Here is a 21,664-nt window from a genome sequence, read left to right as displayed (position 1 = left end):
CTCCTGTGCTTGTGGGCAAGGTGCTTGTCGGCGGTGCGGCGCGGTTCGACCATCCACGCTAGCGCACTCGCACGGCTACCCGGTGGGTCAACACTGCGCGACAGGGGACCCCCCGGTTGCCCGCCGAACAGGAACACGTTCTAATCACGAATATGGATTACGGGCTCGTGCTGTTCACCAGTGACCGTGGAATCAACCCGGCGGCCGCCGCCAAACTCGCCGACGACCATGGCTTCACCACGTTCTATGTGCCGGAGCACACGCACATTCCGGTGAAGCGGCAAGCCGCCCACCCGACCACCGGGGACGAATCGCTGCCCGACGACCGCTATATGCGCACCCTGGACCCGTGGGTCAGCCTCGGGGCGGCATGCGCGGTGACCTCGCGGGTGCGGCTGTCGACGGCGGTGGCGCTGCCGGTCGAGCATGATCCGATCACGCTGGCGAAATCGATCGCCACGCTGGATCACCTGTCCGGAGGCCGGGTGAGCCTCGGTGTCGGGTTCGGTTGGAACACCGATGAACTGGCCGACCACGGCGTACCTCCCGGTCGGCGGCGCACCATGCTGCGGGAGTACCTGGAGGCGATGCGGGCGCTGTGGACGCAGGAAGAAGCGTCCTACGAAGGTGAATTCGTGAACTTCGGTCCCAGCTGGGCCTGGCCCAAGCCGGCGCAGTCGCACATTCCGGTGCTGGTCGGCGCGGCCGGGACCGAGAAGAATTTCAAGTGGATCGCCCGCAGCGCCGACGGCTGGATCACCACGCCGCGCGACTTCGACATCGACGCGCCGGTGAAGCTGCTGCAGGACACCTGGGCGGCCGCGGGCCGCGACGGCGCACCCCAAATCGTGGCCCTCGACTTCAAGCCGGTGCCGGAGAAGCTGGCGCACTGGGCCGAGCTGGGCGTGACCGAAGTGCTGTTCGGGTTGCCGGACAAGCCCGAGGCCGAGGTGGCCGCTTACGTGGAACGGCTGGCCGGCAAGCTTTCGGCGCTCGCCTAGAGCAGCGAGCAGCGGTTGCCGTAGTCCAGCGCCCGCACCGTGACGGGTGTGCCCAGCGGCTCACCGTCGGACAGCAGCGCCACCAGGTCCTCGTCTTCGGTGGTCGCCAGGAACCGGGTTCCGTCGGCGTCCAGCCGGCCGATGATGATCCCGGTCCGGGTGTCCCAGTCGTAACGGACGCTGTAGGTCTCGACGGTGGCCGGACCCTCGGCGCTCTCGGTGACAGCCACTTTGGGCGCAGCGTCGAGTTCCACCTGAAGTTCGGCGCTGCGATCCGGCGTCCACGGCGCCGGAGTCGCCGAGTACACCCCGACCGCGTACTTGCTCATCAAGCCGCCGTTGGCGCCGACGAACGTGAATTGCCCTGGGACACTTCGGGCCGACGCCACGGCCTCGGCGATGGCGTGCGTGGAGTAGTTGTTGCCGGCGCCGCCGAAGAACGGCAGTCCGCCGGTCAGCGTCAGGCCGCGCGGGTCGTCGCCCACCAGACCGAAGGCATCGCAGATGTTGAACACCGGCACCGGGAAGCAGCTGTAGAGATCCATCGCCGCGACGTCGTCGAAGCCGATCCCGGCCATCTCCAGCGCCGCGGTGGTGGCCGTGACGGCGGCCGGGTAGGCGCCCAGGTCCGGGCGCTCCAGCAGGCGCTGAGCACGCAGGTCGGCGTGCCCGTGCAAGTACACCCAGCGGTCTTCGGGCACACCCAGGCGCCGGGCGGCTTCCACCGACATCAGCAGCACCGCGGCGCCCTGGTTGACCTGGTCACGCGCCACCAGCAGTCGCGGGTAGGGATCGCAGATCATCCGGTTGTCGGCGCTGATCGTGGTCAGCTCGTCGACCGAGCGCTCAACCGGGGAGGCCGAGAACGGGTTCTTCGCGGCGATCTTGGTCATCGGGGCGAACAGCTCCCCCATGGCCTGCAGATAGTCGGCGGTACCCAGGCCCAGCCGGGCACGCCGGGCGTTCTCCAGCAGGCCGTACTGCACCGGCGCACCGGTCAGCCCGTGGATCACGGTGTAGCGCTCGACGAACTCCTCCAGACCGAAGCCGCGGTCTTCGAGCTGCCCGTCGACGGTCTCGGCGAAATCCGGTTTGTTGTCGGCCTTGGCGAAGTGCCGCAGCGTCGAGGTCGCGTCGGATCCGCACAGCAGCACCACGTCGGCGGTGCCGGCCACGATCTCACCGGCGAACTCGGTGAGCAGCTTCTGCGGCCCCTGACCGCCGACCTTGTCCAGCACCGCCCGGGCCGGGTCCGCGCCCAGCAGACGCGCGACGGACCGCGGGAAGTTGTTCGACTTGCCCAGCGGCGCAGGCGCGTTCGGGATCGAGTTCTCGAACTGCCGGGTGGTCACTATGGCGTCGATGGCCGAGGCGACCCGGTCGGCGTTCGCCCCGCAGTCCGCCAAGGCCGCCTGCGCCGCGGCGGCGGCCAGCTCCACCGGCGACATCGCGCGGTAGTCGGCGTCGTCGATACGTTCGGCGGCCTGCCCGGCGCCGACGATGACAGGAGTACGCGGGTCGATGGTCATGTGCTCACCTCATTTACGGCGAGCAGACGCGAAGGCCCCTATTTCACGCTGAAATGGGGGCTTTCACGTCTGCTCGCGCCAAGAAACAGCTACAGGCTCTCGAGGATCTGCCGGGCCAGCGCCGCGGTTGCCGACGGCGTCTTGCCGACCTTCACCCCGGCGGCCTCCAGTGCCTCCTGCTTGGCGGCCGCGGTGCCCGACGAGCCCGACACGATGGCGCCGGCGTGGCCCATGGTCTTGCCCTCCGGGGCGGTGAACCCGGCGACGTAGCCGACCACCGGCTTGGTGACGTTGGCCTTGATGTAGTCGGCGGCCCGCTCCTCGGCGTCGCCGCCGATCTCACCGATCATCACGATGATCTTGGTGTCGGGGTCCTTCTCGAACGCCTCGATGGCGTCGATGTGGGTGGTGCCGATCACCGGGTCGCCGCCGATGCCGATCGCGGAGGAGAAACCGAAGTCCCGCAGCTCGTACATCATCTGGTAGGTCAGCGTGCCGGACTTGGACACCAGGCCGATCGGGCCGGAGCCGCTGATGGTGGCCGGGGTGATCCCGACCAGGCATTCGCCGGGGGTGATGATGCCCGGACAGTTCGGCCCGATGATGCGGGTCTTGTTGCCCTTCTCCACGTTGTAGGCCCACGCGTACGCGCTGTCCTGCACCGGGATGCCCTCGGTGATGACGACCAGCAGCGGGATCTCGGCGTCGATCGCCTCGATCATCGCGTCCTTGGCGAACTTCGGCGGCACGAACGCGATCGACACGTCGGCGCCGGTCTTCTCCATGGCCTCGGCCACACCGCCGAACACCGGCAGCTTGATCATCCGGCCACCCTTGTCCTCGTGGGTGACGGTGGTGCCAGCCTTGCGGGCGTTGACCCCGCCGACGATCTTGGTGCCGGCCCGCAACATGCGGGCGGTGTGGATGGTGGCCTCGCTGCCGGTGATGCCCTGGACGATGACCTTGCTGTCCTTGTTGACAAAGATCGACATGGTTTAGGCGTCCTTTCCGGCGTTCGCGAGCTCGGCGGCCTTGTCGGCGGCCTCGTCCATGGTGGCGACGACGGTCACCAGCGGGTGGTTGGCATCGGCCAGGATCTGCCGGCCCTCCTCGACGTTGTTGCCGTCGAGCCGCACCACCAGCGGCTTGGTGGCGGTGTCCCCGAGGATCTTCAGGGCCGCCACGATGCCGTTGGCCACCGCGTCGCACGCGGTGATGCCACCGAACACGTTGACGAAGACGCTCTTGACCTGCTTGTCGCCCAGGATGACGTCCAGGCCGGCGGCCATCACCTCGGCGGAGGCGCCGCCGCCGATGTCGAGGAAGTTGGCCGGCTTCACGCCGCCGTGCTTCTCACCGGCGTAGGCGGTGACGTCCAGCGTGGACATGACCAGACCGGCGCCGTTGCCGATGATGCCGACCTCGCCGTCGAGCTTGACGTAGTTCAGGTCGTGCTGCTTGGCCTTGAGCTCCAGCGGGTCGGTGGCGTCGATGTCGGCGAACTCGGCGTGGCCGGGCTGACGGAACTCGGCGTTACCGTCCAGGGTGACCTTGCCGTCCAGCGCCAGGATCTGGTCGTCGGGGGTGCGCACCAGCGGGTTGACCTCCACCAGGGTGGCGTCTTCGGCGACGAAGACCTCCCACAGCTTCTGGATGGTCACCGCGGCGGCGTCGAGCACCTCGGCCGGCAGGTGGCCCTGTTCGGCGATCGAGCGGGCGAACGCCAGGTCGACACCCTTCACCGCGTCGACGGGCACCTTGGCCAGCCGCTCCGGCTTGGTGGCGGCGACCTCTTCGATCTCCATGCCGCCCTCGACCGAGCACATGGCCAGGTAGGTGCGGTTGGAGCGGTCGAGCAGGAAGGAGATGTAGTACTCCTCGGCGATGTCACTCGCCTCGGCTACCAGCAGCTTCTTGACGATGTGGCCCTTGATGTCCAGGCCGAGAATGTTCTGCGCGTGGGTGAACGCGTCGTCCGGGGTGGCGGCGTACTTGACGCCACCGGCCTTGCCGCGGCCGCCGACCTTGACCTGCGCCTTCACCATGACCGGCCGCCCGATCTCGGTGGCGATGGCCTTGGCGTCCTCGGCTGAGGTGGTCACCCGGCCGGGCGTGGTGGGCACGTTGTGCTTGGCGAACAGCTCCTTCGCCTGATACTCGAAAAGATCCATGGGCTCACTGTCTTATTACGGGTCGCCGGCGGGCCGGCACTGTCGGATTGCGAGAGATTTAGCTCCCGAGGCACTGTATCGAGCCGGCCGCGAGGTTCCCTCCTCGCGTACCACCGCTGTGGCACATCTCACCGTCAGGAAAACGTGATTCGGTTCACATTAATGGACTGATTTGACGGATTACTTGCCAGGCCGTGGTGGAACTGGTTACCGTCACCAGGTCCAGGTCTTTATAACGTTCTGATCACGACCAGAGGAACTTCCAGGCTGATGCAGCACGGTGCACCTATGCGTCCGATTCCCGGTGGGGCGAGCCCTCGTCGCCGGAACGGAACCGCAGCAGCTGCCGCCCGGTCTTCGACACCCGGCCCCGCTGAGGTCACCGACATCATCCCGTTCAACGAGTTCGGTCGGCTCGCGGCGGCCCCATACCGCGACAGCGCCTTCGACGACGCGTCCGACGTGCTGCTGGCCCCGGAGCTGGACGACATGACCGACACCGACAACATGCCGGTGCTGCAGCTGGCCTTCCCCCGCGGCGGCTACTCCGACCAGCGTGTCTACCGCCCGCGCGAGGCGACCCAGCTGCCGGCCCGCGGAGGCAGACACCGCAGCCAGCCGACCAGCGCAGTCAAGAGCCGCGTCATGGTCGCCGCGATGGCCGCCGGTGCCGCCGCAGCCGCCGCGCACGCCGCCACTCATCCCTCGGAGGACACCGTCTCCCGGCCCGCCGTGCTGGCAGCCAGCAAGACCACGCTGAACGACGGCACCACGACCACGTCCAGCCACGGCATGCAGATGATCACGGTCAAGGCCGCGGCCAACGTCGTCGTGCACAACGAGGAGCTGGCCAAGGGTGTGGCGTTCGCCCAGGAACGCGCCGAGCGCGAGGCACGGCTGCAGCGCCCGCTGTTCGTCGCACCGACCCAGGGCGCGTTCACCTCGGGCTTCGGTTACCGCTGGGGTGTGCTGCACGCCGGCGTCGACATCGCCAACGCCATCGGCACCCCGATCCTGGCGGCCTCCGACGGCGTGGTGATCGAGTCGGGCCCCAGCGCCGGCTACGGCATGCTGGTCAAGCTGCGCCACTCCGACGGCACCGTCACGCTCTACGGCCACGTCAACCGGACGCTGGTCAGCGTGGGTGAGCGCGTGATGGCGGGCGACCAGATCGCCGAGATGGGCAATCGCGGGTACTCCACCGGCCCGCACCTGCACTTCGAGGTGCTGCAGAACGGCACCAACCGAATCGATCCGAGTTCCTGGCTGGCCAAGCGCGGGATCAATTTCGCCTAACCTGGATGGGTGACCGACCGCCACCATCCGTTCACCGGCGCTAATCCGTCTAGCCCGTCCGGCACCGGTCCGGCCAGCCGCATCATCCGCCGGGCGCCCACCGGCGCCATTCCGATCGTCACCGGCGTTCAGCGGGTACCTCCGGCAATCCAGCCCTTCGACGCGCCGCGTCCGAGGCCGGCGTGGCTCCCATCGGCCGGCATGGCGATCAGCGCCTGCGTGTTCGCGCTGGTCGGGTGCTGGGCCACCTCCGTGGTGTCCACCGATCTGATGGCCGCCTGGTGGCACACCGACCGGCTGTTCTGCGTCGCGGTCGGCTTTTTGACCCTGGTGTTCGCGGGAACGACGGTGTCCGGGGTGATCATGCTGCTGCTGCGACGCCCGCTCGGCCGCTATCTGGTGGTGGTGGGTGCGGTGATCGCCCTGTTGACCTACGGCAGCCTGTTCCTGGCAGGTGCCAGGGTTCCGTGGATCGTGCACGCCATCCCGGTCATCCAGGTTGCCACCGTCGTGGCGGTGCTGCACCCGTCCACCAGGCGCTGGCTGCTCGGCGCCTGAAGCTAGAGCTTGGTCACCGGCGCGTGGTTGTGCATCAGCTTGACCCGCCCGGAACTGCCGAAGTCGATCAGCGACATCGCCGACTCCCCCACCCCGGACACCTCCTCCACCCGGCCCAGGCCGTACTTGTCGTGCGACACCCGGTCCCCGGCCGCCAGGACCAGCAGCGGCCGGTTACCCGACCGGCCCGGTGCCGGTCGCGGCGTACCGAACCGGCCGGCACCGCTGACCGGGGCGCTCGGTGACGCCGCGGCGTCGGTGCGCCGCCAGTCGATGAGCTGCTGGGGGATCTCCTGCAGAAAACGCGATTCCGGGTTCAGCATGGGCTGGCCCCACGACGAGCGCACCTTGGCCCGGCTCAGGTAGAGCCGTTGCCGTGCCCGGGTCAGGCCGACGTAGGCCAGCCGGCGTTCCTCGGACAGCTCGCGAGCATCCCCCAGCGAGCGCATGTGCGGGAACATGCCGTCCTCCCAGCCGACGACGAACACCACCGGGAACTCCAGGCCCTTGGCGGTGTGCAGCGTCATCAGGGTGACCATGCCGGCGCCGTGTTCGGGGATCTCGTCGGTGTCGGCGATCAGCGAGACCCGCTCCAAGAACGCCGCCAGCACCCCGACGTCGGGCACGTCCTCTTCCTCGAGGTTGATCTCCTGGTCGGCCAGCGCATTGGCCCGATCGATGCTGAATTCGTGTGCGACGCTGACGAGTTCGTTGATGTTGTCCAGGCGCGCCAGGTCCTGCGGATCGGTGGAGGACTCCAGTTCGGCGCGGTAGCCGGTCCGGTCCAGCACCATCTCGACCAGGCCGCCGAGGTCGTCGTCGCAGGTGTTCAGGTGCGCCCGCAGCTCGTCGAGCATCGCGACGAACCCGGCGATCGCGTTCTGCGAGCGGGTGTTGAGCATCGGCACGTCGCCGGCGGCGGCGGCGCTCAGTGCGGCAGCGAAACCGGTGCCGGTGTTCTCGGCGTGCACCGACACGCACGCCTCGGCGCGGTCTCCGATGCCGCGGCGCGGGGTGTTGAGAATGCGCCGCAGGCTCACCGCGTCACCGGGATTGTCCAGCACCCGCAGGTAGGCGATGATGTCGCGGATCTCTCTGCGTTCGTAAAAGCGCACGCCGCCAACGACTTTGTACGGGATCCCGCTACGGATGAATACCTCTTCCAGCGACCGCGACGCGTTGTTGGTGCGGTAGAACACCGCGATGTCTCCGTAGTTGACGGTGCCGGCATCGGTCAGGGCATCGATCTCCTGTGCGACGAACCGCGCCTCGTCGTGTTCGTTGTCCGCGACGTAGCCGACGATCAGCTCACCGTCACCGGCGTCCGTCCACAGCCGCTTCTCCCGACGCCCCGAATTGCAGGCGATCACCGCATTGGCTGCCGACAGGATGTTCTGCGTAGAGCGATAGTTCTGCTCCAGCATGATGGTGGTCGCGTCGGGATAGTCGCGTTCGAAGTCCTCGATGTTGCGGATGGTGGCGCCGCGGAACGCGTAGATCGACTGGTCGGCGTCACCGACCACGCACAGCTCCGCGGGCGGCACCTCACTGTCGTCCGCGCCAGCCTGCCCACCTTCGACGGAGTGGCCCGCCAGCTCGCGCACCAGCATGTACTGGGCGTGGTTGGTGTCCTGGTACTCATCGACCAGGATGTGCCGGAACCGGCGCCGATAATGCTGAGCAATCTCGGGGAACGCCTGCAATATCGCGACCGTCTCGCCGATCAGGTCGTCGAAGTCCAGGGCGTTGGCCGAGCGCAGCCGGCGCTGGTATTCGGCGTACACCGCGGCCACCACCCGGCTCAGGTCGTCGGAGTCCTCGGTGAGATCCGCCAGCGCCTGTTCGGCGTCAATCAGTTCGTTCTTCAGGTTGGAGATCGCATTGGCCAGCAGCCGCGGCGAGTGCCGTTTGACGTCGAGACCCATGTCACGGCCGATCATCAGCAGCAGCCGCCGCGAGTCGTCGGCGTCGTAGATCGAGAAGTTGGAGTTGAGCCCGGGAACCGCCGAGGCCTGGTTGCGCAGGATCCGCACGCAGGTGGAGTGGAACGTCGACACCCACATCACCCGGGCCCGCGGCCCGACGAGGCTCGACACCCGTTCCCGCATCTCTGCGGCGGCCTTGTTGGTGAAGGTGATCGCCAGCACCTGCCCCACTCCGACGCCACGGGCGGCCAGCAGATAGGCGATGCGCCGCGTGAGCACCGCGGTCTTTCCCGAGCCGGCCCCGGCCACGATCAGCAGCGGCGATCCCTCGTGCAACACCGCCCGACGCTGCTGCGGGTTGAGCCCGTCGAGTAGGTGATCGGTCTGGGGACTGGCGTGCACGGTCATAACGCCCCCAACGTACCGTCGCCCGGCGACACTCTTTGCGCTGGCACTGCCCTTAATGGCAGACTCAGTTCGTGCTCGACATGCAGCGTCGATTTTTCTACGGGTACCGATCAGCGGTGCCCGTGGTCTAGCTGCAACGCCAAGCCCCGCGGTCCGCTTCGCCGACCCGGGGCTCGTCTGTTGTGTGAGGCCGGATCGCCGATGGGACCAGAATCCACCAACAGCGAGAACCTGGAGTCCGAACCCATGATTGCCCAACCCCAACAGCTGCCCGACATCGACGAGCTGCGCCAGGAGATCGACCGGCTCGACGCCGAGATCCTGGCCGCGGTGAAGCGCCGCACCGCGGTCTCACAGGAGATCGGCAAGGCCCGGATGGCCTCCGGTGGCACCCGGCTGGTGCACAGCCGCGAGATGAAGGTGCTCGAGCGTTACAGCGAGCTCGGTGAGGACGGCAAGGACCTCGCCATGCTGCTGCTGCGTCTCGGCCGCGGCCGACTCGGTCACTGAGGCTGCTGAAGCCGGCTCCGCTGCGCCTGCGATCGCCGCTAATGTCAGGGCATGAGCTCCGTCCAACAGATCCCCGACATCTCCGCCACCGCGGCCTGGGACGCGTTGCGCAAGCATCATCAGCAGATCGGCGACACCCACCTGCGCCAGTTCTTCGCCGACGACCCCGATCGCGGTACGAAGTTCAGCGTCACCGTCGGTGACCTCTACATCGACTACAGCAAGCACCGCATCACCACCAAGACCATCCGGCTGCTGCTCGATCTGGCCCGGACGGCCGACCTGGAGGCCCGGCGCGACGCGATGTTCGCAGGCGCGCACATCAACACCTCCGAGGACCGGGCGGTGCTCCACACCGCGCTTCGGCTGCCGCGCAACGCCGATCTACACGTCGACGGCCAGGATGTCGTCGCCGACGTACACGCGGTGCTCGACGCGATGGGTGATTTCACCGATCGGCTGCGCCGCGGCGAGTGGACCGGCGCCACCGGAAGGCGCATCGAGACCGTCGTCAACATCGGTATCGGCGGCTCAGACCTGGGTCCGGTGATGGTCGACCGGGCGTTGCGCCACTACGCCGACGCCGGCATCTCGGCACGGTTCGTCTCGAATGTCGACCCTGCCGACCTGACCGCCAAGCTGGCCGGTCTGGATCCCGCGACGACGCTTTTCATCGTGGCCTCCAAGACGTTCTCGACGCTGGAGACCCTGACCAACGCCACCGCCGCCCGACGCTGGCTGACCGGAGCGCTGGGCGACACCGCGGTGTCGAAACATTTCGTGGCGGTCTCCACCAACGCTCGGCTGGTCGAAGAATTCGGTATCGACACCGCGAACATGTTCGGCTTCTGGGACTGGGTCGGCGGCCGGTACTCGGTGGACTCGGCGATCGGGCTGTCGGTGATGGCGGTGATCGGCCGGGAGCGCTTCGCTGAGTTCTTGGCCGGCTTCCACATCGTCGACGAGCATTTCCGCACCGCGCCACTGGAATCCAACGCACCGGCGCTGCTCGGGCTGATCGGGCTGTGGTACTCCAACTTCTTCGGCGCCCAGTCCCGCGCGGTCCTGCCCTATTCCAATGACCTGGACCGCTTCGCCGCCTACCTGCAACAGCTGACCATGGAATCCAACGGCAAGTCGACCCGCGCCGACGGCAGCCCGGTCAGCACCGACACCGGTGAAATCTATTGGGGTGAGCCGGGAACCAACGGACAACACGCGTTCTACCAACTGCTGCACCAGGGCACCCGGCTGGTTCCGGCAGACTTCATCGGCTTCTCCGAGCCCGTCGATGACCTGGCCACCGCCGACGGCACCGGCAGCATGCATGACCTGCTGATGAGCAACTTCTTCGCCCAGACCCAAGTGCTGGCGTTCGGCAAGACCGCAGAGGAGATCGCCGCCGAAGGCACACCCGCAGATGTCGTGCCGCACAAGGTGATGCCCGGCAACCGACCGACCACCTCGATCCTGGCCACCCGGCTGACACCCTCGGTGCTCGGCCAGTTGATCGCGCTCTACGAGCATCAGGTGTTCACCGAGGGGGTGGTTTGGGGCATCGACTCGTTCGACCAATGGGGCGTGGAGCTGGGCAAAACGCAGGCCAAGGCGCTGCTGCCGGTGCTGACCGACGACGCCTCCCCGCCGCGGCAGACCGACAGCTCCACCGACGCGCTGGTGCGCCGCTATCGGGTGGAACGCGGCCGAGCGACGTAGCGTCGAACGTTCAACTTTTCTCTCACCCTGACTTTTACCTATCGCCGCCGAGGTCGGCCCGCTGAAGTGCACGCCCGACCGCCGGCATCACAGCACCGCGACGGCGGCGCTGCACTCTCGTGGGTAGGCATCGCGATGCCATGAACGGGGTCGAATCGGACTCCGCGCAACGCCCCAGCAACATCGAATTTCCGCTGTTGATAACCGGTTTCGCAAGCGACGTCAGAACCGCTGTCGACCACGCCGAGACGCCTGCACAACCCGGTTTCCGGCCCACCGTTCTGGGGGCGCCCGCCTTACCCGCCCATCGGGCTTACCGCCCGGCGAAGAAAGCCGATGGCGAGCGATGGATTCCAGCCGGAAACCTATCGCGGCACGACAAAGATTTCGACGTACAGCTTTCCCTAAGCTACGCGCCATGCAGATCGGATCCCGTGTTGGGCAGCGCGGAGCAACGGCGCTCGACTGCCACCGCGGTGCCGCCCGGGCCGGCATCGCGGCTCTTCTGCACTGTTGTCGCTGACTCTTCCGCCAGCAACCAGTTTCGTCGGTCGCCTTCGGTGGCGGCCCGTGCCAGACATCCCGGGCATTGGAAGGCCAGCATGCATTCTTCTCTCGGATTCACCCGATGACTGTCGTGACTCCACTCGAGCCGCCTGAACTCGCCGAACCCGCCCCCCGGCGGCCGGTCGAGACAACCATTCCCGTCATACCGAGCCGATCGTTGGTCACGCCGCTTCGCATCGGCGTGACCACGCTGTGGCTGTCGGTGATCGTGCTGATGCCGTTGGCGGCCATCGCCTGGCAGGCCGGGGGCCGGGGTTGGCAGGGGTTCTGGCTGGCCATCACCTCACACGCGGCGCTGGAATCATTCCGGGTGACACTGACGATCTCGGTGTTGGTCACGGTGCTGGACATCGTCTTCGGACTGGCGACGGCCTGGGTGTTGGTGCGCGACGACTTCCTCGGGAAAGGGTTGATCGACGCGTTGATCGACCTGCCGTTCGCACTGCCGACGATCGTCACCAGCCTGGTGATGCTGGCCCTGTACGGCAACGCCAGTCCGGTCGGCATTCATCTGCAGCACACTCCGCCCGGAGTGGCGATGGCGCTGGCCTTCGTCACTTTGCCGAATGTGGTGCGCGCCGTGCAGCCCGTCTTGCTGGAGATCGATCGCGACGCCGAAGAAGCTGCCGCCTCACTCGGAGCGACCCGCCTCACGACGTTCACGACGGTGGTGCTGCCGTCGCTGTGGCCGGCGTTGTTCACCGGAGCCGGACTTGCGTTTTCGCGGTGTGTCGCCGAATTCGGCTCGGTGGTGACGATCGGCGGTGCGGTTCCGGGCAAGACCGAAGTGTCGTCGCAGTGGATACGGGCGCTGGTCGAGAACGATGATCTCACCAGTGCGTCGGCGGTCTCGATTGTGTTGTTGGCGATCTCATTCGCCGTTCTCGTCATGCTGCGGACCGTGGGTGGGCGTGCGGCCAAACGCGAGGAGGAAGCCGAATGACGGTGCGGTTGGAGGGGCGCCACCTTCTGCGGGCAACCGTCCTGACCTACATCGGCGTGATGCTGATCGCTCCGGTGTCGGTGATCCTGTACCGAACATTTCAGCACGGCTTGGGTCTTTTCTGGGCCTGGGTGACCACGCCGGCCGCGATCTCGGCGTTGAAACTGTCACTCCTGGTGGTCACCATCGTAGTGCCGTTGAACGCCCTGTTCGGTGTTTCGACATCGATCCTGTTGGTTCGCCATAGATTTCGTGGGCGTTCGGCGCTTCAATCGATCCTCGATCTTCCGTTTGCGGTCTCACCCATCATCGTGGGCGTAGCACTGATCACGCTGTGGGGATCATCGGGAGCTCTGGGTTTTGTCGAGAACAATCTCGGGCTCAAGATCATCTTCGGGGTTCCCGGCATGGTTCTGGCCAGCATCTTCGTCACGCTGCCGTTCGTCGTACGCGAGGTCCAGCCCGTGCTCATGGAGGTCGGCATAGAACAGGAACAGGCTGCCGCGACACTGGGTTCCAGTGCGTGGCAGACGCTTTGGCGGGTCACACTCCCCTCGATTCGCTGGGGGCTGACCTATGGGATCGTGCTGACCACGGCACGGACACTTGGTGAGTTCGGTGGCGTCATCATGGTTTCGTCGAACCTGCCGGGGCATACCCAGACGCTGACCCTGCTGGCAAACGACCGCTACCATCGCGGCGCCGAGTACGGTGCCTACGCCGTGTCAACGCTTTTGATGGGCGTGGCTGTCGCGTTCCTGATCGTCAAGGCAGTGCTGATGGTGTACCGAAAGAGAGCCAAGGCACTGGAGTGGGTCAGGGAGTCGGTGGGGTGATCACGCGAAGCGTTTGGTGAACTTCGGCGGCATTCTGCGCATCAGCCACACCATGGGAGACCACGGCCAAGGCGGCACCACCGCCCGGCCGGTTTCGCGCTCGATGGCCCGCACCATGGCCTTGACCCCGGATTCGTTGTCCACCATCAACATCGTGGACGCCGACTTGGCCGTCATCTCCGATTCGATGTAGCCCGGCTCCAGGACCGTGACCTTGATCGGGCCGCTCGAGTACTCGGCGCGCAGCGACTCGCCCAGCGATGACACCCCGGCTTTGCTGGCGGCGTAGGCCGCCTTGATGCCGGGAACCCCCTTGTTACCCAACACCGATGAGATCAGCACCAGATGCCCGCCGCCGGCGGACTTGAACATCTCCAGCGCAGTCTCGATCTGCACCAGCGCGGCGACCAGGTTGGTTTCGATGGTGGCCTTGTTGGCCCACAGCTTTCCGGATCCCAGCGGGGCGCCCTTGCCGATCCCGGCATTGACGATCACCCGGTCGATCCCGCCCAGCTCCTCGGAGAGCTGACCGAATACCTTGGGGACCGCATCGTGGTCGTTGACGTCGAGTGCGGCCACCGCCACGGTGATGCCGGGATGCTTCGCCGTCAGTTCGGCTTTCAGCTCCTCGAGCCGGTCGGTCCGGCGGGCACACAGGGCCACGTCACGTCCGCGCGCCGCGAAGGCGCGGGCCATGCCGGCGCCCAGTCCGGAGCTGGCGCCGGTGATGAGGATCTTCTGGCGGGTCACTAGGGCAGCATAGCTGTGTGAAAGCTGTCAAAAACGTCGGCTCGCTACTTGAGCAATCGCGACAGCCGCCGATCGGCCAGCACCTTGCCGCCGGTCTGACAGGTCGGGCAGTACTGAAAGGACTTATCGGCGAACGATATTTCCCGAACGGTGTCGGCGCAGACCGGGCAGGGCAGGCCGGTACGGGCATGCACCCGCAGCCCCGAGCGCTTCTCGCCTTTCAACGTGGCGGCCTGCTGGCCGACCGAGCGGGTCACGGCATCGGTGAGCACGCCACGCATCGCGTCGTGCAGCGCGGTCAGTTGATCGGAGGACAATTTGGCGGCGGTGGCGAACGGTGAGATCCGTGCCGTGTGCAGGATCTCGTCGCTGTAGGCGTTGCCGATCCCGGCGATCACCTTCTGGTCGGTGATGACGTTCTTGATGCGCCCGCTATGGCCGGCCAGCAACCGCCCGAGCTCCTCGGCGCCGACGGCCAGCGCATCGGGCCCCAGCGCGGCGATACCGGGAACCTTCGCCGGGTCGTCCACCAGCCAGACCGCCAACCGCTTCTGGGTGCCGGCCTCGGTGAGATCGAATCCGGGGGCCTGTCCCGGGGTGCCCAGGTGCACCCGCAGCGCGATCGGGCCCTTGCCGGGCCGAAGCGGTGCCGGCGCCAGCTTGTCGGACCAGCGCAGCCAGCCCGCCCGGGACAGGTGCGCGATCAGCAGCAGTTCGCCGGCCTGCATGCCGAGGTATTTGCCCCAGCGATGTGCGCCCGTGACGGTCTGGCCGTGCAACGCCGCCAGTGGCGGGTCGAAGGTCTTGAGCACGGAGAACGCCGCGACGTCGACACGGCCGATGGTGCAGCCGACTGCGTGCCTGCGCAGATGGTCCGCGAGTGCTTCGACTTCGGGCAGCTCGGGCATGCCCTCGAGTCTGCCTGCTTACCGGGTGATGCGCCGGGCGTCGCGCAGCACCAGCGACAGGACCCAGCTGACCAGGGACAGCACGATCGCGGCCCAGATGGCGTCCCACCAGAAATCGGCTATGTACAAGCCCCAGTGCTTGGCGGTCTTGTCGGTGATCCACGCGGTGATCCACAGCATCAGCGCATTGACCACGATGTGGAACAACCCCAGGGTGACGATGTACAGCGGTATCGACAGGAGTTGCACCACCGGTTTGATGAACGCGTTGACCAGTCCGAAGATCAAGGCGATTACGAAGATGATGCCCACCCGCTGCAGCGTGGTGTCACCGCCGACGATTTCGACCCCGGGAACAATCTGGGTGACCACCCACAGCGCGAGTCCGGTCAGCCCAGCACGAATCAGGAACGATGCCATGGCGTCATCCTGCCATTGCTGCGTCGACCAAACCCGCTTTTCCCGTGCATCGCCACGGCAATTCGGCTGATCGAGTGCGGCAGGTGTTTGCTCGTTGCCAGAATATTGGTCGTGTCGGGCGGATTGGTCGGGCGGGATACCGAGGATCGCGCGGTAGCGGATTTTCTCGCACGCACCGAAATCGGTCCCGCGGGATTAATGGTGGAAGGCGAACCGGGTATCGGCAAGACCACCCTGTTGCTTGACGCTTCCGATCAGGCTGTTGCGCGGGGGTTTCGGGTGTTGTCGGCGCGAGGATCGCCCGCCGAGGTTAGTTACGCGTATGCAGCGGTAGCCGACTTGTTGAGCGGTGTCGACAACGCGACTTTCTCTCGTCTGCCCGACCTGCAGCGCCTGGCGCTCGAGCGCGCACGGCTGGGCGACGTCACGGTCGGACCGGTCACCGACGAACGCGTTGTCGCGACCGCTTTCTTGTCGGTGATCGAGCAGCTCCGTGTTCAGGCACCGGTGTTGTTGGCCATTGACGACGCGCAATGGCTGGACGCCTCCAGTAAGGCGGTGATCGGCTTTGCCGCCCGCCGACTCAGCGGACGAGCAGGAATGTTGGTCACGGTCCGTCTCGGGGAACCGGAGTCGCTCGATATCCAGTCGCGGCTGCAATTCCGCAGGCCGGAAACCCTCGCACGGGTGCGTATCCGGGCACTGCCCCTGGGCGGCTTGCATGCACTGGTCGCAGCGCGGCTGGGTCACACACTGCCGCGCCCGACCATCGCGCGCATCCACGAGATCTCCGGCGGGAACCCTTTCTTCGCACTCGAACTCGCGACGTGGACGGAACCCGGCGAATCCGGTGCCATGGACGAGCTGCCGGACACTTTGGCCGCCTTGGTGCGTCACCGAATCGGGGATGCCGACGACGAACTGGCTGCGGTATTGCTCGCGACGGCATCCGCCGCGGCACCGACCGTCGAGTTGATCGGCCGGGCCACGGGCCTGACGATGGACCGCGTCGTCGAATTGCTCGACTCGGTGGCAAGTCGCGCCATCGTCCGGCTGGACGGTAGCCAGGCACGTTTCACCCATCCGCTGTACGCCACCGGTGTGTACGCCGACGCCGCGCCCGCGCTCCGGCGAGCCATGCACCGCCGGCTCGCCGAAGTCGTCGATCAACCCGAGGTCAAAGCGCGGCATCTGGCGCTGTCCGCCACCAGCGGAGACCAGCTCACGCTGTCGGCGCTCGACGCGGCCGCCGAGGCCACCTTCGCTCGAGGCGCTCCAGCGGCCGCGGCCGAATTGGTCGAGCTGGCACTCAAATTGGGCGGCGATACCCCGCAGCGACTGATCCGCGCCGGCGAGCTGCAGTTCCGGGCGGGATCACTGGTAGCCGCACGTCGGCATCTGGAGTCGAGTCTGGAGAGCGCACCCTCGGGAGTGTTGCGGTCGATGGCGCTGATGTGGCTGGGCGCGGTAATGGCATACGACGACGACACCGTGGCGGCGGCGGACATGATGGCCGAGGCGGCGGACGAGGCCGGCGACAACGCCGCTTTGCGATTGCTGTGTCTGCTACGGCTGGTTCTGGTACTGGCCATGCTCGACCGCTTCGACGATGCCGTGGCGCACGCCCAGGAGGCGATCGAACTCGCGGACCAGCTCGGGGTGCCCAACCTGCGTAGCCAGGCGCGGTCAATCTCGGTTTTCAGCAAGTTCGCACGCGGCCTCGGTGTGGATCACGAGGCGCTGCGGACCGCACTGGAGCTGGAGGATCCGCACGGGGGCGCCACCACCTGGTTTCGGGCCAGCGGCGCCGCGGCGATGATGCCCGCCTACTCCGGAGACCTGGAGCAGGCACGTATTCAGATGCGCGCCCTGCAGCAGCGAATGCTGGAAGGCGGCACCGAGGTGGATATTCTGTGGGCGGCCGTGCGTATCGCCACGATCACGCTGTGGGCAGGCCGCTATGAGGAGGCCGCTGCGGCCGCGCGGGAGGCCGTGGAACGCGCCGAGCAGATGGACGGCCGGCTGGCGTTGGTCACCGCCTGGACGGTCCAAGCCGCGGTCGCCGCATATACCGGCCACGAAGTGGAAGCACGCACCGCGGCTCAATCCGCGATCGACGCCTCCCATCAGATCGGCGCTCCGCAGTTGCTCAAGGAGCCCCGCATGACCCTGGGCTTCCTCGAAGTCTCCCTTGAGAACTATCCGGCCGCGCTGGCTGTGCTGCAGCCCCTCCTCGACGGATTCAGAACTGCCCCAAGCTGCGATGTGCAAGGAGGCGCCTACCTGCCCGACGCCATTGAAGCAATGACCGCCCTGGGCCACCTTGACGACGCCGAATACCTGGTCGAGACGCTCGAGGCGCATGGCGCCACTCACGGTTGGCCTTGGACGCTGGCAGTGGCCGCACGCGGGCGTGCCCACGTACTGGCGGGCCGTGGCGAGTTACCGGCCGCGCACGAAGCCCTTGACCTGGCGATGACGCACCATGCGCGGCTGCCGATGCCCTTCGAGCGGGCCCGCACCCAGTTGCTGTTGGGCGCGTTGCAGCGACGACGACGGCGCTACCCGGGCGCAACGGCGAGTCTGCGTGCGGCGCTTGAGACTTTTGAGCAGCTCGGCACACCGCTGTGGGCCGCACGGGCGCGGGCCGAACTGGGCCGCCTCGATCACTCCCCGGGTAGCGGCCCGGTATTGACGGCAGCCGAGCGACGGGTAGCCGCGCTGGCAGCAGAAGGCATGTCCAACAAACAGATCGCCGCCGAACTGTTCATCTCGGTCAAGACCGTCGAAATGAATCTGAGTCGGGTGTACCGCAAGCTGGGCATCCGCTCCCGCTCCGGGTTGTCGGCGGCGTTGGCCTCGGGCCATGCCTAGGTCCCGGTGGCACCGATCCGCGCACGCACCCCAGCCGTGATCCGGTCGACGTGCCATCCGGCTTGGCGGCATACCGCGACGACGGCATCGACGGAATCCGCGGCGAACACCCCGAACAGAGTCTCGTCGCTGGGTGAGATCAGCGTCAGCAGCAGGTTCACCCGTGCGGCAGCCGCGACGCGGCTGAGCCGGTCGATGACAGTATCGACGGCCGAATCGACCAGATCGGGTTGATACCACTCGACCAGGAAGCACTGACGCGCCGATCCGCTGTCGTTCATTCACCCGACGCTAGCCAAACTGGCCCCGGCGCGAATCAGGGTTTTCCCTGGACTCCGTCAACGTTGAGCGCAGCGAACAGCCCGCCGCGGGAGCGGATGCCGAGCTTCCGGTACACGCTGCTCAGCGTCATCTCGACGGTCTTGGGCGCTATGAACAACTCGGCGGCGATCTGCTTATTGGACAGCCCAGCCGCGGCGTGCTCGGCGACTCGCCGCTCGGCGGCGGTCAGACCCGCACCCGCCACCGCAGCGGTCATCCGATCCAGTTCAGCAGCGGTACGTCGCACCCACAGCGGCGCACCCAACTGCTCGAAGGTCTCCAGCGCCGCGTGCAAGCTGGCCTGGGCGGCCTGCTTCCGGCGGCGACGACGCTGAACCTGCCCCAACAACAACTGCGTGCGCGCCGTCTCGAACGGCATCGGCAGCCGCTCGTGATACCGCAATGCGTCCTCGGCAGCCTGTTCGGCCGCCTCCAGTTCCCCACGCGCAGCCAACAGGTGACTGCGTCCGCGGGCACCCATGGCCAGCATCCACGGCCGGTCATGGCGGGCACCGTTGCCCTCGAGCGCAGCAATAAGCCGTTCCGCCTCGTCGAGCCGCCCGAGGGCAGTCAACGCCTCCACCGCGTCGGGAAGGTAAGCGCCAAATGCGATCTCGGTACCGTGCTCGGGATCAAACTCCGCCAGCAGCGGCTCCAACACCTTGACCGCAGCCGGGTAATCGCCCCGCGACACCTCCAGAAACCCCAATCCCGTCGCCGCGGAGGCCATCAGAAATACAGCGCCGGTTGTCTTCGTGGCGGCGATTGCCGCCGCCGCTGCTGCACGTGCAGTTTCTTCCTCCCCGATGTACGCCGCGATCATCGCTTGGGTAGACCAGGCATGGATGAGCAGGTGTTTGCCACCTAGCTGCTCGGCCCGCTGCACGCTGTCGTCGGCTATGGCCTCGGCATCGGCGTAGTCACCCAGCCACATGTCGAACATGGCAAGGTAATTGGCTGACCACACGGTATCGACTTCGGTGCCGCGCGCCAGGAAGCGCTGGTGGACAGCACGCAGCTCATCGCGCGCTTGCCGCAGTTCTCCGACCAAGCCACGCATCACCGGCGCGATGGCGCTGGCCTGGAAGGTCCCCGGCACACCACCGTCCGGGACCTCCAAGTCCAACGCCGCCTGCAGAGCCTTTCGATCCTCGCCGAGGCCGCCGTAGAGGAAACCCACATGGGCCGCCATCGTCAACGCCTGGCTGAGCAGCGGCGGCTCTTCGAGTTGTTCTGCTTGCTTCACCACGCTGCGTGCGAGATCGACTGACTCTTTTAGGTTGCCGATCAACCCGGTCACCGGGATCAGCAGCAGCCGGGCACGCAACTGCAGAGTCGGGTTGTCGGCAGCTTCTTCAACGGCTTGAGTCAGCAGATCAGCGGCCGTCACCAGGCTTTCGTCGTGCCCGATCACCGCGGCGAGAGACATCAACGCGACAGCGCGCAACGAGCCCGGCGATGGCAGCTCGTCGAGGGCTGATTGCAGGTGGTTGCGCGCCTGGGTGATCTCGCCGGAGCGGAAGTGCTGTTCGGCAGCGCGCATTCGGCGCAACGGGGTATCGCCGCCCAACCTGATGGCCAGCTCGATCAGCTCGGCGGCAACCGCCGGGGCACCTCGGGCCTGAGTGGCCGCGGCGGCCGCATCGAGCGCACGCAGCACGTCGGGGTCAGAAGTGGCGGCCGCCAGCGCCATATGACGCGCGGTCAGCTCGGGCTCCTCGACGATGTCGGCGAGCCGACGATGCATGGCCCGGCGTGCCGACGGCCCGGTGGCGCTGTAGACGCCGGTGGCGAACAGCGGATGGCGGAAACGGATCCGGCTACCGTCCAGCTCAACCACCCCGCTGGCCGCCTCGGATTCGGCCAGCTCGACGACGCGGTCGGGGCTGATGCCGGTGGCCAGGCTCACCCGTTCCACGGTCGGCTGCACAGCGCAGGCTACGGCCAGCAGTACCGCACGGGCATCTTCGCCGGGCTGCCCGATCCGGTCATGCACCAGCGCAGCGAGGGCATCGGGGAGTCCGACCGCGGCCCGGCCAGGTTCCTCGGCGATGAACCGCGCCAGCTCTAACGCGAAAAACGGGTTACCACCAGAGATTTCGTGAATACGGGTGATCGTCGGCCGCGGCAAGGTACGGCCCAGTCGTGCGGCAACCAGCGCGTGCACCCCGCCCAGCGTCAGCGGGGTGATCCGCAGCCGGGCCACGGAGTCCGGGCGCGCCGGGTTCAGCCAGGACATGTCGGCGGCGCCCGTCGCGCCGGTTCGCACGGTGATCAACAGGCCGACTCGGCCGGTTAGTCGTCGTTCCGCGAACCCGATCACCATCTGGCTCGACATGTCCAGCCACTGGGCGTCGTCGATACACATCAGCACCGGCGCAACCCGGCTCAACCCACGAATCACCTCCAAGAACGCGGTGGCGACCATCCGCTCGTCGCTGGCCGGACCGTCACCCCCGCCCAGCAGGACCCGATCCAAGGCCGCACGCTGCTCGTCGGGCAGTTCGGCCAGCACCTGTCGGTCGACGTCGGCCAGCAGGTCGGCCACCGCGGCATAGGCATAACGCACTTCGGTCGGTGCCCCCAGCGCCGAGAGGACCTGATATCCCCGAGCTGCCGCGGCCTCGGTTGCCTCCCACAGCAAACTGGACTTGCCGATTCCCGCTTCCCCTTCGAGCACCAGGGTCGAGGGTTCGGAAGTGATGCGGTCCAGGAATGCGCATACGGCTGCAGTCTCCACCTTTCGGTCCGCCAGACCCGTACGCATGGCCGCAATTGTGACAGGAAATGCCCCTCTCGTTAATGGGCATTCGCGATCTACTCGACGCACCCTGCCTGTCACCCGGCAAACGATTTCGACGTGACAGGGTGACAGGCATCACATTTCGGACCGCAAGTATCCGGTACCGTCGGTATTGACATGCCCTGTGG

General features: G+C 67.0%; 17 protein-coding genes. 8 read left to right on the top strand and 9 right to left on the bottom strand.

The features are described 5' to 3' along the window. The first annotated feature begins 152 nt into the window (after positions 1 to 152). Complete coding sequence (locus AWC16_RS03230) at positions 153 to 1,001, top strand: LLM class F420-dependent oxidoreductase (RefSeq protein ID WP_085263352.1); 849 nt, start codon at positions 153 to 155, stop codon at positions 999 to 1,001. On the opposite strand, the gene AWC16_RS03225 is transcribed toward AWC16_RS03230, so the two are convergent. From AWC16_RS03225 to sucC, 3 genes are all read right to left on the bottom strand, one after another. Further along, entirely contained in the window at positions 998 to 2,530 is a 1,533-nt protein-coding gene (locus tag AWC16_RS03225; RefSeq protein ID WP_085263351.1) for an acetyl-CoA acetyltransferase, read from the bottom strand. The genes AWC16_RS03230 and AWC16_RS03225 overlap by 4 nt on opposite strands. A gap of 89 nt (positions 2,531 to 2,619) precedes the next feature. Further along, positions 2,620 to 3,522, bottom strand: coding sequence for a succinate--CoA ligase subunit alpha (sucD, locus tag AWC16_RS03220; protein WP_085263350.1), 903 nt, complete (start codon positions 3,520 to 3,522; stop codon positions 2,620 to 2,622). 3 nt (positions 3,523 to 3,525) lie between these two features. Further along, entirely contained in the window at positions 3,526 to 4,701 is a 1,176-nt protein-coding gene (gene sucC / locus AWC16_RS03215) for an ADP-forming succinate--CoA ligase subunit beta (protein ID WP_085263349.1), read from the bottom strand. Positions 4,702 to 4,989: 288 nt separating this feature from the next. On the opposite strand from sucC, the gene AWC16_RS03210 reads away from it, so the two are divergent. Together AWC16_RS03210 and AWC16_RS03205 are read left to right on the top strand one after the other, a co-directional pair. Next, positions 4,990 to 5,997 carry a M23 family metallopeptidase gene (locus tag AWC16_RS03210; RefSeq protein WP_234812106.1) on the top strand — a complete coding sequence of 336 codons (1,008 nt, stop codon included), beginning with the start codon at positions 4,990 to 4,992 and terminating at the stop codon, positions 5,995 to 5,997. A 9-nt stretch (positions 5,998 to 6,006) separates the two neighbouring features. Continuing rightward, the gene (locus AWC16_RS03205) at positions 6,007 to 6,555 is read left to right on the top strand and encodes a hypothetical protein (protein WP_085263347.1); all 549 of its coding nucleotides are present in this window, start codon (positions 6,007 to 6,009) and stop codon (positions 6,553 to 6,555) included. A 2-nt stretch (positions 6,556 to 6,557) separates the two neighbouring features. Here the strand turns inward: AWC16_RS03205 and pcrA are convergent, their stop codons facing one another. After that, a complete protein-coding gene (pcrA, locus tag AWC16_RS03200; RefSeq protein WP_085263346.1) occupies positions 6,558 to 8,888 on the bottom strand; it encodes a DNA helicase PcrA in 2,331 nt (776 codons plus the stop codon). Positions 8,889 to 9,089: 201 nt separating this feature from the next. On the opposite strand from pcrA, the gene AWC16_RS03195 reads away from it, so the two are divergent. From AWC16_RS03195 to cysW, 4 genes are all read left to right on the top strand, one after another. Next, entirely contained in the window at positions 9,090 to 9,398 is a 309-nt protein-coding gene (locus AWC16_RS03195) for a chorismate mutase (RefSeq protein WP_207572245.1), read from the top strand. Positions 9,399 to 9,449: 51 nt separating this feature from the next. Further along, positions 9,450 to 11,114, top strand: coding sequence for a glucose-6-phosphate isomerase (gene pgi, locus AWC16_RS03190; protein WP_085263345.1), 1,665 nt, complete (start codon positions 9,450 to 9,452; stop codon positions 11,112 to 11,114). Between the two features lie 628 nt (positions 11,115 to 11,742). Beyond that, complete coding sequence (gene cysT / locus AWC16_RS03180) at positions 11,743 to 12,624, top strand: sulfate ABC transporter permease subunit CysT (RefSeq protein WP_085263343.1); 882 nt, start codon at positions 11,743 to 11,745, stop codon at positions 12,622 to 12,624. Then, complete coding sequence (gene cysW, locus AWC16_RS03175) at positions 12,621 to 13,460, top strand: sulfate ABC transporter permease subunit CysW (RefSeq protein ID WP_085263342.1); 840 nt, start codon at positions 12,621 to 12,623, stop codon at positions 13,458 to 13,460. Before cysT ends, cysW begins: the two co-directional genes overlap by 4 nt. Here the strand turns inward: cysW and AWC16_RS03170 are convergent, their stop codons facing one another. Genes AWC16_RS03170 through AWC16_RS03160 form a run of 3 tightly spaced genes read right to left on the bottom strand, consistent with a single transcriptional unit; the run spans position 13,461 to position 15,478 of the window. Then, positions 13,461 to 14,210, bottom strand: coding sequence for an SDR family oxidoreductase (locus AWC16_RS03170; protein ID WP_085263341.1), 750 nt, complete (start codon positions 14,208 to 14,210; stop codon positions 13,461 to 13,463). A 44-nt stretch (positions 14,211 to 14,254) separates the two neighbouring features. Continuing rightward, complete coding sequence (locus tag AWC16_RS03165; RefSeq protein ID WP_085263340.1) at positions 14,255 to 15,118, bottom strand: Fpg/Nei family DNA glycosylase; 864 nt, start codon at positions 15,116 to 15,118, stop codon at positions 14,255 to 14,257. Positions 15,119 to 15,136: 18 nt separating this feature from the next. After that, entirely contained in the window at positions 15,137 to 15,478 is a 342-nt protein-coding gene (locus AWC16_RS03160; protein ID WP_234812110.1) for a phage holin family protein, read from the bottom strand. Between AWC16_RS03160 and AWC16_RS03155 the strand changes: the two genes are divergently transcribed. Beyond that, complete coding sequence (locus AWC16_RS03155; RefSeq protein WP_133055905.1) at positions 15,362 to 18,412, top strand: helix-turn-helix transcriptional regulator; 3,051 nt, start codon at positions 15,362 to 15,364, stop codon at positions 18,410 to 18,412. The genes AWC16_RS03160 and AWC16_RS03155 overlap by 117 nt on opposite strands. Here AWC16_RS03155 and AWC16_RS03150 read toward each other — a convergent pair. Together AWC16_RS03150 and AWC16_RS03145 are read right to left on the bottom strand one after the other, a co-directional pair. Beyond that, complete coding sequence (locus AWC16_RS03150; protein WP_085263338.1) at positions 18,409 to 18,693, bottom strand: hypothetical protein; 285 nt, start codon at positions 18,691 to 18,693, stop codon at positions 18,409 to 18,411. The genes AWC16_RS03155 and AWC16_RS03150 overlap by 4 nt on opposite strands. 35 nt (positions 18,694 to 18,728) lie before the next feature. Further along, entirely contained in the window at positions 18,729 to 21,500 is a 2,772-nt protein-coding gene (locus AWC16_RS03145; RefSeq protein ID WP_085263337.1) for a helix-turn-helix transcriptional regulator, read from the bottom strand. Positions 21,501 to 21,664: the final 164 nt, after the last annotated feature.

Source organism: Mycolicibacter longobardus, assembly GCF_002102265.1.
Lineage (GTDB): Bacteria > Actinomycetota > Actinomycetes > Mycobacteriales > Mycobacteriaceae > Mycobacterium > Mycobacterium longobardum.
This window is presented reverse-complemented; position numbering and strand designations above follow the sequence as displayed.

What these genes read in the sequence shown, in the direction of transcription:
- AWC16_RS03225 (WP_085263351.1), bottom strand. Translation starts at nt 2,530, where the DNA reads ATGACCATCGACCCGCGTACTCCTGTCATCGTCGGCGCCGGGCAGGCC.
- sucC (WP_085263349.1), bottom strand. Translation starts at nt 4,701, where the DNA reads ATGGATCTTTTCGAGTATCAGGCGAAGGAGCTGTTCGCCAAGCACAAC.
- AWC16_RS03150 (WP_085263338.1), bottom strand. Translation starts at nt 18,693, where the DNA reads ATGAACGACAGCGGATCGGCGCGTCAGTGCTTCCTGGTCGAGTGGTAT.
- sucD (WP_085263350.1), bottom strand. Translation starts at nt 3,522, where the DNA reads ATGTCGATCTTTGTCAACAAGGACAGCAAGGTCATCGTCCAGGGCATC.
- AWC16_RS03165 (WP_085263340.1), bottom strand. Translation starts at nt 15,118, where the DNA reads ATGCCCGAGCTGCCCGAAGTCGAAGCACTCGCGGACCATCTGCGCAGG.
- cysT (WP_085263343.1), top strand. Translation starts at nt 11,743, where the DNA reads ATGACTGTCGTGACTCCACTCGAGCCGCCTGAACTCGCCGAACCCGCC.
- cysW (WP_085263342.1), top strand. Translation starts at nt 12,621, where the DNA reads ATGACGGTGCGGTTGGAGGGGCGCCACCTTCTGCGGGCAACCGTCCTG.
- AWC16_RS03230 (WP_085263352.1), top strand. Translation starts at nt 153, where the DNA reads ATGGATTACGGGCTCGTGCTGTTCACCAGTGACCGTGGAATCAACCCG.
- AWC16_RS03145 (WP_085263337.1), bottom strand. Translation starts at nt 21,500, where the DNA reads ATGCGTACGGGTCTGGCGGACCGAAAGGTGGAGACTGCAGCCGTATGC.
- AWC16_RS03195 (WP_207572245.1), top strand. Translation starts at nt 9,090, where the DNA reads ATGGGACCAGAATCCACCAACAGCGAGAACCTGGAGTCCGAACCCATG.
- pcrA (WP_085263346.1), bottom strand. Translation starts at nt 8,888, where the DNA reads ATGACCGTGCACGCCAGTCCCCAGACCGATCACCTACTCGACGGGCTC.
- AWC16_RS03210 (WP_234812106.1), top strand. Translation starts at nt 4,990, where the DNA reads ATGCGTCCGATTCCCGGTGGGGCGAGCCCTCGTCGCCGGAACGGAACC.
- pgi (WP_085263345.1), top strand. Translation starts at nt 9,450, where the DNA reads ATGAGCTCCGTCCAACAGATCCCCGACATCTCCGCCACCGCGGCCTGG.